At 42.8% G+C, this 15,985-nt stretch carries 13 protein-coding genes; 6 read left to right on the top strand and 7 right to left on the bottom strand.

The annotated features are described in order from the left end of the window. Positions 1 to 105 precede the first annotated feature (105 nt). From JNUCC41_RS14850 to JNUCC41_RS14840, 3 genes are all read right to left on the bottom strand, one after another. Positions 106 to 1,287, bottom strand: a complete 1,182-nt coding sequence (locus JNUCC41_RS14850; protein WP_192203673.1) for a DUF418 domain-containing protein — start codon at positions 1,285 to 1,287, stop codon at positions 106 to 108. 41 nt (positions 1,288 to 1,328) lie between these two features. Further along, on the bottom strand, positions 1,329 to 2,603 hold the full coding sequence (locus JNUCC41_RS14845; protein ID WP_192203672.1) for an MFS transporter: 1,275 nt from the start codon (positions 2,601 to 2,603) through the stop codon (positions 1,329 to 1,331). A 260-nt stretch (positions 2,604 to 2,863) separates the two neighbouring features. Further along, positions 2,864 to 4,456: a long-chain-fatty-acid--CoA ligase gene (locus JNUCC41_RS14840; RefSeq protein ID WP_192203671.1), complete on the bottom strand. Its 1,593-nt coding sequence runs from the start codon at positions 4,454 to 4,456 to the stop codon at positions 2,864 to 2,866. Positions 4,457 to 4,680: 224 nt separating this feature from the next. Between JNUCC41_RS14840 and JNUCC41_RS14835 the strand changes: the two genes are divergently transcribed. From JNUCC41_RS14835 to JNUCC41_RS14810, 6 genes are all read left to right on the top strand, one after another. Further along, positions 4,681 to 4,902, top strand: a complete 222-nt coding sequence (locus tag JNUCC41_RS14835; protein ID WP_192203670.1) for a spore germination protein — start codon at positions 4,681 to 4,683, stop codon at positions 4,900 to 4,902. Between the two features lie 22 nt (positions 4,903 to 4,924). Then, complete coding sequence (locus JNUCC41_RS14830; protein WP_192203669.1) at positions 4,925 to 5,137, top strand: spore germination protein GerPB; 213 nt, start codon at positions 4,925 to 4,927, stop codon at positions 5,135 to 5,137. Positions 5,138 to 5,215: 78 nt separating this feature from the next. After that, positions 5,216 to 5,827 carry a spore germination protein GerPC gene (gerPC, locus tag JNUCC41_RS14825; RefSeq protein WP_192203668.1) on the top strand — a complete coding sequence of 204 codons (612 nt, stop codon included), beginning with the start codon at positions 5,216 to 5,218 and terminating at the stop codon, positions 5,825 to 5,827. After that, complete coding sequence (locus JNUCC41_RS14820; protein ID WP_192203667.1) at positions 5,817 to 5,996, top strand: spore gernimation protein GerPD; 180 nt, start codon at positions 5,817 to 5,819, stop codon at positions 5,994 to 5,996. The genes gerPC and JNUCC41_RS14820 overlap by 11 nt, the downstream gene beginning before the upstream one ends. A 17-nt stretch (positions 5,997 to 6,013) precedes the next feature. Beyond that, a complete protein-coding gene (locus JNUCC41_RS14815; protein ID WP_192203666.1) occupies positions 6,014 to 6,409 on the top strand; it encodes a spore germination protein GerPE in 396 nt (131 codons plus the stop codon). Positions 6,410 to 6,429: 20 nt separating this feature from the next. After that, positions 6,430 to 6,648 (top strand): spore germination protein, encoded by a 219-nt coding sequence (locus JNUCC41_RS14810; RefSeq protein WP_192203665.1) that lies wholly within the window; start codon positions 6,430 to 6,432, stop codon positions 6,646 to 6,648. A 45-nt stretch (positions 6,649 to 6,693) separates the two neighbouring features. Here JNUCC41_RS14810 and trpB read toward each other — a convergent pair whose 3' ends face one another. The 4 genes from trpB to lepB form a co-directional block, all read right to left on the bottom strand. Further along, entirely contained in the window at positions 6,694 to 7,857 is a 1,164-nt protein-coding gene (trpB, locus tag JNUCC41_RS14805) for a tryptophan synthase subunit beta (RefSeq protein WP_370662579.1), read from the bottom strand. Positions 7,858 to 7,986: 129 nt separating this feature from the next. Continuing rightward, positions 7,987 to 11,721: a helicase-exonuclease AddAB subunit AddA gene (gene addA, locus JNUCC41_RS14800; protein WP_192203663.1), complete on the bottom strand. Its 3,735-nt coding sequence runs from the start codon at positions 11,719 to 11,721 to the stop codon at positions 7,987 to 7,989. Then, positions 11,714 to 15,211: a helicase-exonuclease AddAB subunit AddB gene (gene addB / locus JNUCC41_RS14795; protein ID WP_192203662.1), complete on the bottom strand. Its 3,498-nt coding sequence runs from the start codon at positions 15,209 to 15,211 to the stop codon at positions 11,714 to 11,716. The genes addA and addB overlap by 8 nt, the downstream gene beginning before the upstream one ends. A gap of 190 nt (positions 15,212 to 15,401) precedes the next feature. Next, positions 15,402 to 15,965: a signal peptidase I gene (gene lepB, locus JNUCC41_RS14790; RefSeq protein WP_192203661.1), complete on the bottom strand. Its 564-nt coding sequence runs from the start codon at positions 15,963 to 15,965 to the stop codon at positions 15,402 to 15,404. Positions 15,966 to 15,985: the final 20 nt, after the last annotated feature.

Raw genomic sequence — 15,985 nt, 5'->3', positions numbered from 1 at the left:
CATCATATCATAGGCTTTTACAAAAAAACAAAACTAAGGATCTACTTGAATGGGTAAAAACCAACAATTTAATGAACATCATTTACATATATTCTTAATAGGTCCCTACCTGCGCATAACCGGTTTTTTACCATATGTAACCAAACGCCATATATATTCAACCGGTCCGTATTTAAACAGCCCCATCCACATTAAGGAAAGCAGAATTTGCAGGCAAAACAGGGCTATTAAGAAAACAAATCCTGTCGTATAAGAGACGGATCCATATAAACCAAGTCCATATGAATAAAAAATGGCCGTACTTACCATCGATTGGAACAAGTAATTGCTCATCGACATCCTTCCGATATACGAAAGCGGATGTAAGAGGCGGAAAGCCCCTGCCTGTTCCGCCAAAAGCGCAATTGCCGTGATATAAAAAATCGTAAGTAATGGTCCTCCCAAATAATCTTGCACGAATATCGTACCAAAATGGTAAACCGTCACATATGGCAGAATCTTAATTGACATGCCCAATAACAAGCTTACAATCGAAATCATTTTCAATTGTCGTTTATATTGGGTTGGATTTTGGAGAATGCCTTGTTTTGCAACGCCTGCACCAATTAAAAAAAACGGAAAAATCGATAAAAAAAGGATAATGGCATTATAAGGGTTGTTCACCATATACCAATCCAGTGCCCTTTGACTCATTATGTCCGCTAATGTACCAGATTGATAAACTTCCAAAGACTGTTTCATCATCGCCGAATCAGTCGTTATTGCCATCCCTTCCCTATCAAAAATGCCCAATATAAGAAATAGTGAACCCAATATCGCAAAAGGCAGGACATAACAAACCGAGCCTAGTAGAATTAAATTCCTGCCCTTCATTTTATAAAAAAATAAAAAGGCAAACCCAAATACAGCATAATTAATGAGGATGTCCCCATGCCAAATGAAAAAGGCATGAAAGCATCCAAGTATCAGCAGGAAACTTAGCCTTTTCATATATAGTAAAGGAAATGAAATGCCCTTTTCTTCAGCCCTTACAGCTAGTATGATTGCCCCGAAACCGAACAGAAAGGCGAATAACGGATAAAAGCTGGCCTGTGCGACAATATCACTGAATCTGTACAAAATCCTGTCCCATCCCCCTGACCACCGCTCTTCACCATCTATGTACAAGAGCGGAGAGTGGAAAGAAGGCATATTCACTAAAAAAATACCTAAAATGGCTAATCCACGTAAAACATCGATGCTTACGATCCGTTTATTTTCCTGCAATGGCACCATTGTGCCCCTCATAGGGTGCACCCCCTTTCATCCATACGGATTTAACATCTTTTCTATAACTCCATTGCACTATCTTTAACTTTCGTGACCGCTTTTTGCTTTTTTATCAGTATGACAAACAAGCTGCCCAATAAGCAAAAGATTCCTGCAAGGAAGAATGCCCATGTATAGGAATTGAATATTTTGAAGATAAGCCCTCCACCGTACGCCGCCACTGCTGCCCCCACCTGATGGGCGGCGAATATCCAACCGTATACAATCCCGCTTTTCTCCACGCCAAAGACTTGTCGTGAAATGCTTATGGTCGGAGGAACGGTGGCGATCCAATCCAAGCCATAAAAAACGGAGAAGATGATCAATAGACCGATTGAGCCTTCATTTAGCGCAAATGGAAGTAATACGAGGGAAGCACCCCTTAGAGCATAATACCAAAACAACAGCCAACGGTTATCAAAACGATCTGATAACCACCCGGATACAGTCGTACCAATTAAATCAAAAATTCCCATGAAAGATAGCATTGATGCTGCCGTAACAACAGGTAAACCAAAACTAATGCAGTAAGAAATGAAATGTGTGCCGATCAACCCGCTAGTTGAAAGTCCGCATATAAAAAAGCTCCCTGCCAATAACCAGAATTCCTTCACCCTCACTGCTTCAATCAATGACTGAAAAGCCATGGCAATGGGGTTCTTCTTTCGGACTATAACTGCCTCCTGACTTTCCTCTTCTAATCCATATGGAAGAGTGCCAACTTCCATCGGATTGTTTTTCATGAATAAAAGGATGATTGCCAGCATGATCAAGCTAAGGATCAATATTAATCCGATCGCCCACCTCCATGAATAATTCTCAATGATGATGGCTAAAACCGGAAGTAAAATGAGCTGGCCTGTGGCTGTACTTGCCGTCAGTATCCCGACCGCCAGCCCACGCCTCTTCTCGAACCAACGATTTGCCACATATGGGCTCAAGACCGTTAAAAACACTCCAGAACCCAAGCCAATGATGATTCCCCAAATTAAAATGAGCTGCCACTCATGCTCCATGAAAAAAGTGAGGAAAATCCCTGCCAATAAAGTGGACATGGCCAATACCATCATTTTCTTCAATCCAAGCACTTCAATTAGAGCGGCCATGAATGGACCCGATAATCCATAAAGAAAAAGACTTATGGCGAAGGCTAAAGAAATGACGGACCGGTCCCACCCGAACTCACTTTCAAATGGTACGATGAATACTCCCGATGATGACCTAACGATTCCCGCTACAATAATCGAGAAGAAGGTTATGATTAAAATAACCCAGCTATAATGAATACGTTTCAATGCTCTCCCCACAATCCAAAACTCTTAAAATCAACATGATGAAAAATAAAAATCAAAATAATTTGAAATATTTTATAATAGTAACACTTTATCGTTAAACAGGAAGCTTTTTATCGAAACAAATTCCAATTCCAGTGCTCCTAAAATGGCCGTCCTTATCCTACAATGGCATGCGTTACTTTTCCTAGCTTAATATGAAAAACGAAAGTTAAAGGGCAACAGAAAAAACGCTGATCATTTCTGAACAGCGTTAGCGAGCTTCAATTAACGAATCTGCCAATTTTCCCCTTAGATTCCCAGTAATCATTACGGAGATGGATTTTTTGTATTTTCCCTGATGCCGTTTTTGGGAGTTCATCGACGAACGACACACTGGTAACTGATTTGAAATGAGCTAGTTTTTCTCGTGTAAAGGTCCTTATATCATCCTCCGTTAATTTCACGCCCGTTTTTGGCACAATGAAGGCATGCGGCGTCTCTCCCCACTTTTCATGCGGAACGGCAATGACTGCCGCCTCAAGAATGTCAGGATGTTCGTAGAGTATTCCTTCCACCTCTATGGAAGAGATATTTTCTCCGCCACTAATGATGATATCCTTTTTGCGGTCAACGATATCAACATTGCCATTTTCATCGATTGTGGCCATATCCCCTGTATGCAGCCATCCATTTATCAGTGTCTGTCTTGTCGCTTCTTCATTTTTCCAATAACCTAACATCACTCCATGACTGCGGACGATGAGCTCCCCGATATCCACGCCATCATGGGCCACTTCCTCACCATTGTCACGAATGACCTTTACCTCACTGCCTATGATGGGATAACCGGCTTTCGCCTTCATTCTGTATTTTTCTTTTTCCGAAAGATCATCGAATTCAGAACGAATCAGCGATATCAGACTAACCGGTGTTGATTCAGTCATTCCGTAAATTTGAATGAATTCCCAGCCTAACTCTTTTTCCACCCTTGTAACAAATGCAGGAGGCGGTGCGGAACCCGCAACGACGATTCGGATATCCTGCTCGATATTCGGAACATTCCGTTCATAATATTGAAACAGGGAATTCAGAACAGTTGGTGCCATATGCATTATGGAAACCTTATGTTTTTGCAATGCCTCAAATATCATTTCGGGGCTGGTTTTTCTCAAACAAACTTGAGTGGCGCCATTTGCCGTATAATAAAATGGGGCACCCCACCCATTCACATGGAACATCGGCAGTACATGCAAATATGTATCGCGGTCATTGACCCTGAAATGATGCATCGCACCCAGGGCATGTAAATAGTTATTCCGATGAGTCAGCATCACCCCTTTGGGATTTCCTGTGGTCCCGCTAGTATAAAGGAGGCTCGAAACATCATTTTCATCCACGGACTCCCGGTTGAAGCACTTGTTATCATAACCTTCCAGCCAATGGTTGTAATCGGTTTCATTGATCTCTTCATTTTTATAATGAACGATTATGTGCTCCACCGATTCAAGTTCATCCTTGACAGGGGAAATTAGATGATACAATTCCTGATCTACGAAAAGGACCTTTGACTCGCTATGGTTCAAAATGAATACATAATCGGCAGGCCTCAAACGGATATTCAATGGAACGATTACTGCCCCAAGCTGAAAGACACCATAAAAGCCTTCAAGCATTTCAATTGAGTTAGGTGCCAAATATGCCACCTTATCACCCTTTTTGACTCCAAGGTCCCTTAAACCATTCGAAAGCTGGTTTACACGGCCGTTCAGCTCTAAGTATGTTAAAACCTTGTCATCTCCAATGATGGCTTTCTTATCGCCATATAGTAAGGCTGCCCGATCCAAGAAATGCGATAAAACTAATGGTACATTCATTTCCTCACCTCTAATTTTATTTGAATATTCTGAATTAGTGTTATATTACCATATCTGTTATCGGGATTTCAATAACATTTACCATTGTTATATAACAATATATTGATAGGCAGATGAATCACATCAATCATGAGTCAACATACAATACATTGAAACTCCCTTCAGTGATAGGCTCATGGCCTGAGATTCAAGGGAAAAACCAGAATAAAAAAAGGATGATTTTCTTGCCGGCCATCGTAGGAGTCGTTCAAGTCATCAATGCCAGTAACAGTGGAATTGTCCATATTGGTGACGTCTTTAAAATTAGTCCATATTCCATTGCAAAAACTTTTTCGGGTGCTGGCTCGTTTAATACAGGTGAATCCATATCCCTATATAATGCCTATAGCACCACAAATACAAATGATACAGATGGTATTGATCAGCCACTGGTCTTAAATCTCTAATGTTTTTAAGAAAGGAGTAAACATGATCTTTAATATTCACCAGACCATACAAATCAATATGATAAAAATTCAAAGCATCGCCAATTCATCCGTTTTTCAAATAGGAAGTGCCGGGGTAATTAAACCATATTCCACATTAGCCAATACCGGTGGATTCACTGAGCCTGCTCCTGGAGTTGCAGCTGATGTAACCCCAGTAACCAGTTTCGTCCCATTTAATCGTCCTAAATCATAGGCATTCACCTACATCCAACTTTTTCATATACTGTCATAAATGAAAATTTATTTTATTGTGAAGGTGGGGTGTTGAATCGTGAATCAGGATCTATATTCATATTCCATACAAATGCAGTGTTTTCTTGAAGCCCAGGATAAACGGATCATGAAACTTGAACACGAACTCAAACGCCTGACGGATGAACTTGCCGAACTAAAAAACAAACCGCCAATCCATGTAGAAAGAATTGAATATAAATTCGATCAGTTAAAGGTCGAATCTCTGGATGGTACATTGAATATCGGTTTAAATCCAACTGATCTAAACAACATTGACGAATTTGCCGTTAACAACCAACCTGTTCAACCTGCCCCTAACCTATTTCCAGGCAGGGAGATCCTCGTCGAGGAAATTCACAACGATATACTTTCAGACTTGGAAAATATGATTCACGATGCGGAAAACCAACTGAAAATATCATTGGAACCCTCTTATCATGACTTTATTAAGCAGGACGTCGAACGCCAGCTGCATCAACGAATCAATATGTATTTCGATAATCTTTCGTACGCGGAACGTGCGCCGCAGCAAAGGGATAATATCAAGGAAATGATCAGGGAAAAGGTAAAATCCGATATTCAAACCGCACTATTTCAATTCATAACCCATTCACAAGCCGAGACAGGAGGAAATCCAAATGGAGTTTAATGTAACCAATCACCAGCTTTGCGTAGGTGAAATTAAAGTTATCGGTGTAGCAAGCTCTGCTTTATTTCTAATAGGGGATGTGCAAACGGTCCAACTATCTTCCGCATTCGATACACCGCCGGAATCCCTTATCATCGGACCAGTCGTCCCATTTGCTCCAAAAGGATAAAAGAGATGTTTTCAAGAATGTCCAAAGTAAAGTCTATATCTACCCAGACAATTCTTTTTAGCTCCACCATGCAGATTGGAGACTGTTCTTATATTGACGGAAAATCATTTGCCTTGGCAATCCAGAAGAAAAGCGAAACTTTCGATTCAGTGGATGTTCATTTCGAAGACTATGACATTTTTAAGAAACCAATTTATATCCCTAGATCGAATGAACCCGTCATATCAAGATTTTCAAATCCGAATCCCTTTATTCGTGTTGGCAACGTCGACATAATCGGGGTATCATCTTCATCTGTTGTCGGTGTGGGGAACGTAGGCCATGCACGTATGGAATCAAGAGTGAAACACATTCGGGAGATTCCTAAAAAACCCGAAGAGACACCAATTGAGGGTTCAACCGATACCACTTAAATTTTAAAGGAGGAATTCATATGCCAGCTATTGTCGGTCCAGTCCAAATATTCAATATCGCGGAAGGAAACCTGCTATTCGGGGATGCAGCCGTTATTTCGCCAAAATCTTCGAGCAAATCTGTCGCCGGATCTGGTTCATCTAACACAGCTGCCATCGTTTTTACGGCCAATGGCCTGAATGGTAGCAATGTCCTTGATGTCAATGGGGTCGACCAGCCCATTACAGGGAATAATTAGTCTAAGAAAAAGCCTCCCCTTTCCAGGGAGGCTTTTAAATTCGGCCTATTTTTCTAACATGTTAAATACTTGCTCGACATCTTTGTCTCCCCTGCCTGATAAATTGACGATCAGTATATCATCTCTTGTTAACTCTTTTGCGAGCTTCATGGCGTGGGCTAGAGCATGTGAACTTTCGAGAGCTGGAATGATTCCCTCTGCTTTGGATACTACCTGAAAAGCCTCAAGAGCTTCTTCCCCTTTAACCGTTACATACTCCGCCCGTCCGCTATCTTTCAAAAAACTGTGCTCGGGTCCTACGCTTGGGTAATCCAATCCGGCTGCTATGGAAAATGTCGGTTTTGGTTCCCCTTGTTCGTCCACTAACGTCAAACTTTTGAATCCGTGCAATACTGCCGGGACACCTTGCGAAATACTTGGTGCTTCACTTGGCTCTACACCAATTAAACGGACGTTTTCTTCATCGATATAATGAGCAAAAGCACCAATTGCATTACTTCCCCCTCCTGCACAAGCAATGATGGCAGTTGGCAGCTTTCCTTCCTTTTCAAGGATCTGGCGCTTTGATTCTTCACTTATGATTGATTGAAAGTGCTTAACGATCGTTGGATATGGGTGTGGGCCCACTGCTGAACCAAGCAAATAAAAAGTATTCTCATAGTTTTGCACCAAATCATTCAATGCCTCATCAACGGCATCCTTCAATCGACCCTGTCCCTTTTCGACCGCTACGACCTTTGCCCCCAGCAATTCCATCCGAAAAACATTCAATGCCTGCCTCTCCGTATCCAGCTTACCCATATAGATCACACACTCCATGCCAAACATCGCACATGCTGTAGCAGTCGCCACACCATGCTGACCAGCGCCCGTTTCTGCGATGATTCGTTTAGCACCCATCCGTTTGGCGAGCAGGATTTGTCCAATCGCATTATTAATTTTGTGAGCACCTGTATGATTCAGATCCTCACGCTTCAAATATATTTTTGCCCCGCCAACCTTTTTCGTTAAATTCTTTGCAAGTGTTAACGGGTTTTCACGTCCGACATATTCTTTCAGATAATATTGAAACTCTTCAATGAATTCCGGGTCATCCTTATAGTTCAGGAATTCCGTTTCCAAAATATCCATAACTTCCTGAAGCTCACCCGGTACGAAGCTTCCACCGAACTCACCAAAGTATCCCTTGCTCTTGATCTCACTCGTCATACTCATCTCTACTCCTTTAAAAAGGTATTTTTCTCCACTAGTATATAGTAAGCATTTATGCCTTTTCAAACTATTCTGTTTATTCAACCAAAAAGAAGCGTCCCACATCAATGGGACACTCCTTCTCTCTTATACTTCCAATATATGCGAGCCATCAAAGAAAAACAAGTAACGGCCGGTTACCTTCTTATTCATTATCCCTTCAACAGCCCGCGTATAAAGCTGAAGCTGCATCCGGTATCTATCGGCAAGAATCTCTTTAGCCCCTTCATACCCGCTAGCAAAACGGCCAGTGATGGTATCCGTTTTATAATCGAGGAGCACAAGACCTTGTTCATCCTCAAAGATACAATCAATTACACCTTGAATAAGGATCTCTTCATCTCCAGCTGCCCAATCGCTGTAAGCTTCCTTTGCAGGCAACGACATCGTAAATGGCACTTCACGGCGAATGTTCCCGGCCCTCTGCATTCTTTGCCCGATTTCAGTGTCAAAGAAATCGACGATCGTCTCAGGGTCCACAGCTTCTTTCTGTTCCTCCGTCAACAACTCACGTTGAATCAAATCAACGATCAATTCCTGAATCGAATGAATGGTAATCTCTTTAGATAGATCGATATGCTGCATGACTAAATGTGTAATCGTACCCCTTTCAGCAGGGGTCAGTGACTTTTCTTGCATGAAAGTCGGCCGCTTCGTGATAGGTCGTTTAAATTTACGCAACAACTCTGTGGAGCTTTGCTCGTCCTTGAGTTCATATTGCCGTTTTAGTTCTGAAACGGATTGCTTGGAACGATACACCGTTGCATCATGTCCGGGGTACTCCCATTCCAGCTGTTCCTTGATATCATCATAAAACTCGGAAGTAATACCGACCTTCTCCGATTTCTGGACATGATCAAGCATTTGCTCTTGAACCAGTGCCTCTTCCTCGTCCAGAACAGCAAGCTCTTCACTTGGTATGACGGAAATGGACCAATTCGATGGATGCGACTCCATTTCCAAGCCAAGACCTGCAGCACCAAGAGAATCCCGATGTCGGACAAGGGATGGACCAATCCAATCAAGATAACTTTTTGCACCTGCCCGGACATAGTCCTTCAATAGCCACTCTCCATGTGCCGCATTGCTTTCCCAGTTCTGCTGCGTTTTTTCAGCATCATTGATACTGGCAATCAAATATAGCTTTTCCTTAGCCCTTGTAAGCGCCACGTAGAGGACACGCATTTCCTCGGCAATTAATTCAAGCTGCTTTTTTTTCTTGAAAGCCAATTGAGGGAGGGATGGAAAAGTGATCCGTAATTCGGAATTCACATACTTTGCCGCAAAGCCATAATCCTTATCCAGTAAGTAGGCCTTGCGTAAATCCATCATATTGAATTGCTTGGAAAGGCCGGCAATGAACACAATCGGGAACTCAAGCCCCTTTGAGGAGTGAATCGTCATCAGCCGGACCACATCTTCCTGTTCCCCTAAAGCCCGAGCTGCACCTAAATCATCCCCACGTTCTTGCATCCTTTCTATAAAACGCAAGAAACGGAACAGACCGCGGAAAGAACTTGCTTCATATTGCCTTGCCCTGTCATAGAGCGCTCTTAAATTGGCCTGACGCTGTTTGCCACCCGGCATCCCACCTGCAAAATCATAAAACTGCGTTTCGCGGTATAGTAGCCAGATCAAATCCGATAATGCTTCCTGCCTGGCAAGCTTCCTCCACTTCACTAGTTTTTTATAAAAAGCAGAGGCTTTTTCATAAAGCCCCGGATGTTCTTCCGGGTCACTCTTCCTGTAAAAATCAGCTAGCGCTTCGTAATAACTTCCTGTATGGAATAAACGCACCTGTGACATCTCTTCTTCATCCAGCCCGACGATAGGTGAACGGAGAACGGATGCCAATGGGATATCCTGTTGCGGGTTATCTATCACCTTCAATAAGGAAATCATGATGGCCACTTCGGTCGCTTCAAAATACCCTGTCGATAAATTGGCATATACCGGAATGCCCTGCTTTTTAAATTCCTCCATGATTTGCGGTGCCCATGGCATCGAACGAAGAAGAATGACCATGTCTCGATAAGTGGCAGATCGGTACCTTTTGGTTTTCGTATCATATATCCGATGCTTTTCGCTTATAGCCTTTTTGATGAGCTTGGCCATCTGCCTTGCTTCAAGTTGTGCTTTTTCAAGCTCCTCGGCTTCAAACCCGCCATCCGATCCTTCCGTTTCCGAATGAGCTTCCGGATCGGCTGTTCCATCGATTAAATGAAGTTCAATCGGATTTGGATCGTCTTCGGGATATGGGGCACCTTTTTTCAATTGGGCATCTTCATCATAATCAATCTCGCCGACTGTAATGCCCATCAACTGTTGAAACAGAAAATTGGTCCCATCGAGAACTTCCTTACGGCTCCGGAAATTGCGGTTTAAATCAATTTTCAGTCCGGAATCGACACCATCATGGGTAAAACGTGTGTATTTTCCAAGGAAGAGATTCGGTTCCGCAAGCCTGAACCGGTAAATGGACTGCTTGACATCGCCAACCATGAAAAGATTCCCATTATATTCGCCATCAGCCGTCACCAGCTTTAAGATGGATTCCTGGACAAGGTTCGTATCCTGATACTCATCTACGAGTACTTCTTTGAACTGGTTCCTGTATTCTACGGCTGCGGCTGAAGGTTTTCGTTCACCATCCACAGTTTCCCCTGTCAAAATTTGAAGACAATAATGTTCCAAATCGGCGAAATCCACCAAGTTCTTTTCTGCTTTTGCAGCAAAAAAACGATCGTCAAACTGTTTAACAAGCATTACAAGTGTATCGACATAGCTCTTGAGTTCCCTTATATCCCGCAGATAGCTTTCCGGTTTACGGGAAAATAACTCTTCCTGTAACGATTTGATGATCTTCTTCGCCTTATCTCGATACTTGGTAGCCTCATCCGTAACTTCTTTGATAAAATCTCCACCAGTAAGGCGTTTTGCCGTACCAAATTTCACATTTTGGATTTCTTCATAAAGAGCGTTCCAGGATTGGTCCTTCACTTCCGAAAGTTTAGCAACCAGGGCAAGATCAGCTATATAGTTCTCAGCCCTTGGTGCCGGACCTCCAGGGATTTTGGTCAACGCAAGCGAGCGTTCCAATAAGTCCCTGGCAGTGTCCAATTGCAAGCCAATATCGAACTTCAATGAATCGATAAACGAAAGATCATCAATTCCATCATCATCTGCCAACTCATACATGCTAGCAGCACCATCGAGCCAGCGGGCCGGATCTGGATTCGATTGCGAAAAATCATGCAGCGATCGAACGATATTCTGAAGCGCATCATCGTTTCGATCGCTTGTGAAGGCATCAACCAAATTAAAGAACTCTTCATTGTCACTTTGGCCATACTGCTCCTCGAAAAGCTCTTCCATCACTTCATCACGGAGCAGCTGTATCTCAGTAGAATCTGCAATCCGGAAGCCCGGGTCGATATCAGTCAGATAATAATACTTCCTGATCACCTCTAAACAAAAGGAATGAAGTGTGGAAATCGAAGCACGATTAATCAAGCTCAACTGCTTACGCAAATGCTGTGAATGCGGATTATCATTGATCGCTTTTTCCAATGCCTCACTTACCCGATGGCGCATTTCGGCAGCCGAGGCATTGGTGAATGTAACGACGAGCAGTTCATCAACATCGATTGGATCTTCTTCGGAAATGACTTTTTGAATAATCCGATTGACCAGCACCGCTGTTTTCCCTGAACCTGCAGCAGCCGCAACCAGAATGTCCTGATCTTTAGCCCATATCGCCTTCCATTGATCTTCCGTCCAAGTCACATCTCCTGGCAGAGCAGGAATTTTCGTTTTACTCATCGTTCTCTCCCTCCCCCCTTAATAGCTCAAGAACGTCATTTTGTTTCTTCTGTGCCAAATTCCTGAATTGGTTTTCCTCCAGTGACTGGTCGAATTGGCATACAGATTTAAAGGAACAGAAGGTACACGGCGTTTTTTCCTTTAATTTATATGGCGTTATATCCACATCACCATCGACCATTCGATCACCAGCTTCCTGATAAATACGGCGCACATGATGATTCAGAAGCGAAAACTCTTCCCTGCTGGCAACTTTGGAAGCCGCAAGGAGGGATCCGTCCTTTTTAAATCCGGCTGGAATGATATCCGACTTACCCGAATTTTCAATATCAAGCGAGGTATCCATCATCTGAATGACATTTGAATGATCTAGTACAAGTCCATTCATTTTAAAACTTTTATAAATTTCTTCTTCAATTTTATCCAAACTGAGCATTCCCTTTGATTTAACAACGGGATTATGCACATGAAAATACAAAACGCCGGCTGGAATCGCTTCTTTTCCTATTAGCGACTTGGAATGGGTGACGACGATATCTAGGTATGTCAACATTTGCAGTGCGAGTCCATAATACACTTCACTCATGTTCAGTTCCTTTTCACTCGACTTATAATCGAGCACACGCAAATAGACACCCTCATCTTCTTCCGCTTTATCCACGCGGTCAATCCGCCCGATCAATTCCATCTTCGTACCGTTTTTCAACGTGAAAGAAAGTGGGGGAAGCTCGCCATTTTTTCCGAATCCAAGTTCTAATCCGACTGGGGCAAAACCGCTCACCTTTGCATGTTCACTTAATACGATAGAGGCCCGTCCAATCACATGTTCCAGTTTCCTGCGTAGATAGTGATGGCGGTTCGTACTTAACAAAATCTGATTTTGGAGTTTAGGAGCAAGTCTCTCCACAGCAATTCTGGCCAGCTCCAAGCATTGTTCCGGGGTCAATGCAGACCAAGGAATATCATGTTCCTTTAAATAATCGGAAATCATTTTCAACGCGCCATGGAACATCTCGCCTATATCCGGAGCATCCAAACGGAAAATTTGCCGTTCCCGCAATTTCAAGCCATGAGCGGCATAATGGGAAAACGGGCAGCTATTGAACATTTCCATCCGGGATACACTTGTAAGAATGCTCTCACCGTATAATTGCTTACTTGTTTCCCCAGATAATTTCTTTGTTCTATTTTGATAAAAAAGGCTCGATAAAACCTTAGTTGCTGAAGGACCGGCCGTTTCATCATCCATAATGGCATTATATACATCCCACCATAGTGAATGGATTGGATAGTTCCTTTTTTTCAGCTGCAATTGGGCAGCCAGGTACGATAGGGCCACATCATGATTTGCAGCATATTTCACCTGTTCCTCAGCAGGGAGATCGGACGGATCGTTCATATAATACACATCGGACACGTTGGGCAATACGTCCCTTACCCGTTTCAAATAGGATGAGGGTAAAAGTGCCTTCCCTTCCTCATCGGCAAGCGGATATGATAAATAAAGGGTCTCTGCAGGCGTAGTAAATGCTTTGTACGCTGTAAACTCCTCATCAAGCAGGCGCACTTTTGAACTTGGGGCAACATCAAGTCCACCAGCCAGCAGCACCTCACGATCACTATCTGAAAATATCCCATCAGATACAGCTTTTCCTGGCAGAACCCCTTCGTTCAGGCCGATAACAAAAGCTGTCTTCACATCATCCAGGCGGGATAAATCTAGATTAGCGACCAATACTTGGTCAATTGCCGGCGGTACCAAAGAAAATTCAAGAGACTCCAGACCAGCTTCAATGATAACTGCAAATTGTTTCAGGGAAAGCTCTTCCCCGCTCAGCAGTTCAACGAATTGGTCCAATAGGTCGACAACTGCATTCCATGTTTGCTCATGCTCTCTTGCCGATACCAGATCACCTGCTTCTTCTGCCTCTTGTTTCAGCTTTTCCAATTTTTCCGGTACATGCAATTCTTCAAGATATAGATAAAGGGCTTCACACAATTCCCTGCCATTAACAGCCTTTTTAACACGTTTAGAGAGCTTCAAGATAGGCTCGGTAAATAATTGCTTCAGCTCATTCAACTCTTGTTCAAGCTGCATTTCCTTATCTGTTTGATTCCGGTCCTCGAGTTCCAGTCCGCGGAAGCGCCGGTAGGTCCAACGTTCTTTGGACGTCCACCTGCTTCCTTTAATGCCACGGGCCAGCACATAGTTTTCCAGCTTATCTACCTGTTCGCGCATTCTATCGTGGTTATTTTGCAGCGGAAATAGAAGCTCCGTCTTGATCGCACGAAATACCGGCTCATAACGCCAATAGCCATTGATGATCTCCAAAGTGGAACGAATCAGCTCAATCAGAGGATGATTCAGCATCGTCCGTTTGGAATCGACGAACAAGGGAATTTGATAATCCCGAAAAACGGTCTGTAAAATATCTGCGTACGCTTCTCCATTCCGGACTAAAATCGCAATATCACTGAAACGGTGCTGTTTCTTTCTGACCAGCGACAAGATGTCCCTGGCAACTCCTTCAATCTCGGCTCTGCGGTTAACTGCCTGGGCGATCGTTACATCAGGCGACTGATCTAACGCTTTGGCAGGTCTAATGGCAAAGTAAGTTTCCAGATGATTCAGTCCCTGGCTCTTTCCAAATCTTTCAGTTCCTTCTAAGATCCGATCTTCTGAAATCGGTATGCCATTCCTCAATCCAGCCTGATAAAGGTGATGATATAGATTTCCCGTTTGCCTGAACAACTGCAAATCATCCGGAGCGTAATGTCTATAGGGCTGATCTAACGTCAGCGAGATCGTTACACTCCTGCACAGCTTGATCATTTCTTCCACAATCAATAATTCCTGTGGAGTCAAACTATAAAAACCATCGATATAAATATCCGCTTCCCTTATATAGGAAGAATCAGCCATTTTCTCGATCAGTAAAGTGAAGTAGTCCTCGGAGTCCAAATATTTGTTAACCATTTCATCCTCAAAAGCCTGATAGACCAATTCAAGATCATGCAGTTTATCCTGAATGCCGCTGCCGGCCTGTGAGGTTTCGGCCAAATAGTTTTGAATGTCATCAGGTTGGATGCAATACTGCTTGAATTCAGCCAGCATTAGCTCCATCTGTGCAATGAACCCCTGCTTATCAGCAGAACGACGAAACATCTTTAATTCTTCCTTTTTATCATCCATGATCTTCCGTATCAACATATTAACGCCAACGCTGTCCAAATGCAGCCGGCTCATCCCCCCGGTCTCCTGAAGAACGCGCCAAGCAAGCCTGCTAAAACTAAAAACCTGTGTCCGGATCATTCCGGCAAGGCCTGGTGTTTTAATTAATTTATATTCAGATAGAAACGTCATCTGATCAGGAACGAGGTAGATAATTGGATTTCCTTCGGGATCTTCTGCCAATTTGGAGCGAATTTCGTCCAATATATTCGAAGTTTTCCCTGCACCCGATCTTCCCAGTAAAAAACGGAGTGACATCTCTTTTTCCCCCTTACAACATAATATCTAGATCCATCATACCAGAAATACTTTAGTAAACATGACTAGGTTTCTGTTTCCAATTAGATTTACTTTCTATTATTTTAACGTTTCCCCTGAAAAAACACCAATCGTACGTTCGCGTTTTTCCCCAAAAGAAAAAGCCCACATAATTTTTGGGCTTCCACGATCATTCACCTGTAAATTTATAATTGAATTCTTTCACCGGCCAATATCGAACATCCACTTTACCGACAACATTTTCAACCGGTATATAACCAAAGTGACGGCTGTCAGCACTTTCAAGACGATTATCACCCATGACAAAAAGCTTGCCCTCGGGAACTTTGGTCACATCCGTCAATTCTTTTAATGTAAAATCACCCGTAAAATCCTGTCCCGGGAAACCTTCCTTGAATTTCTGAAGATAAGGCTCATCCACTTTCTCACCATTTACGTATAGCCAATCATCTTTATAACGAATTTGGTCACCTGCAACCCCTATAACTCGCTTAACATAATCTTCTTGTGAGTTCGCATGAAAAACAATAATGTCAAAACGGTTGATATCATGAATATGGTAATTGATTTTATTCACGACAAGTTTATTTCCATCTTCTAGGGTCGGCTGCATCGACTTCCCTTCAACATCATAGCTTGAAAAGAGAAATGTACGGATCAAGATGTAAATAACAAAAGCTATCATCGCTGGTTTTATCCAATCGGATAAAGAATTCTTGTTTGTTTTTTCCATCTAGTTCAACCCCTACTGCA

Origin of the sequence: Brevibacillus sp. JNUCC-41 (genome assembly GCF_014844095.1) — a bacterium.
Classification (GTDB): Bacteria; Bacillota; Bacilli; order Bacillales; family DSM-1321; genus Peribacillus; species Peribacillus aracenensis.
This window is presented reverse-complemented; position numbering and strand designations above follow the sequence as displayed.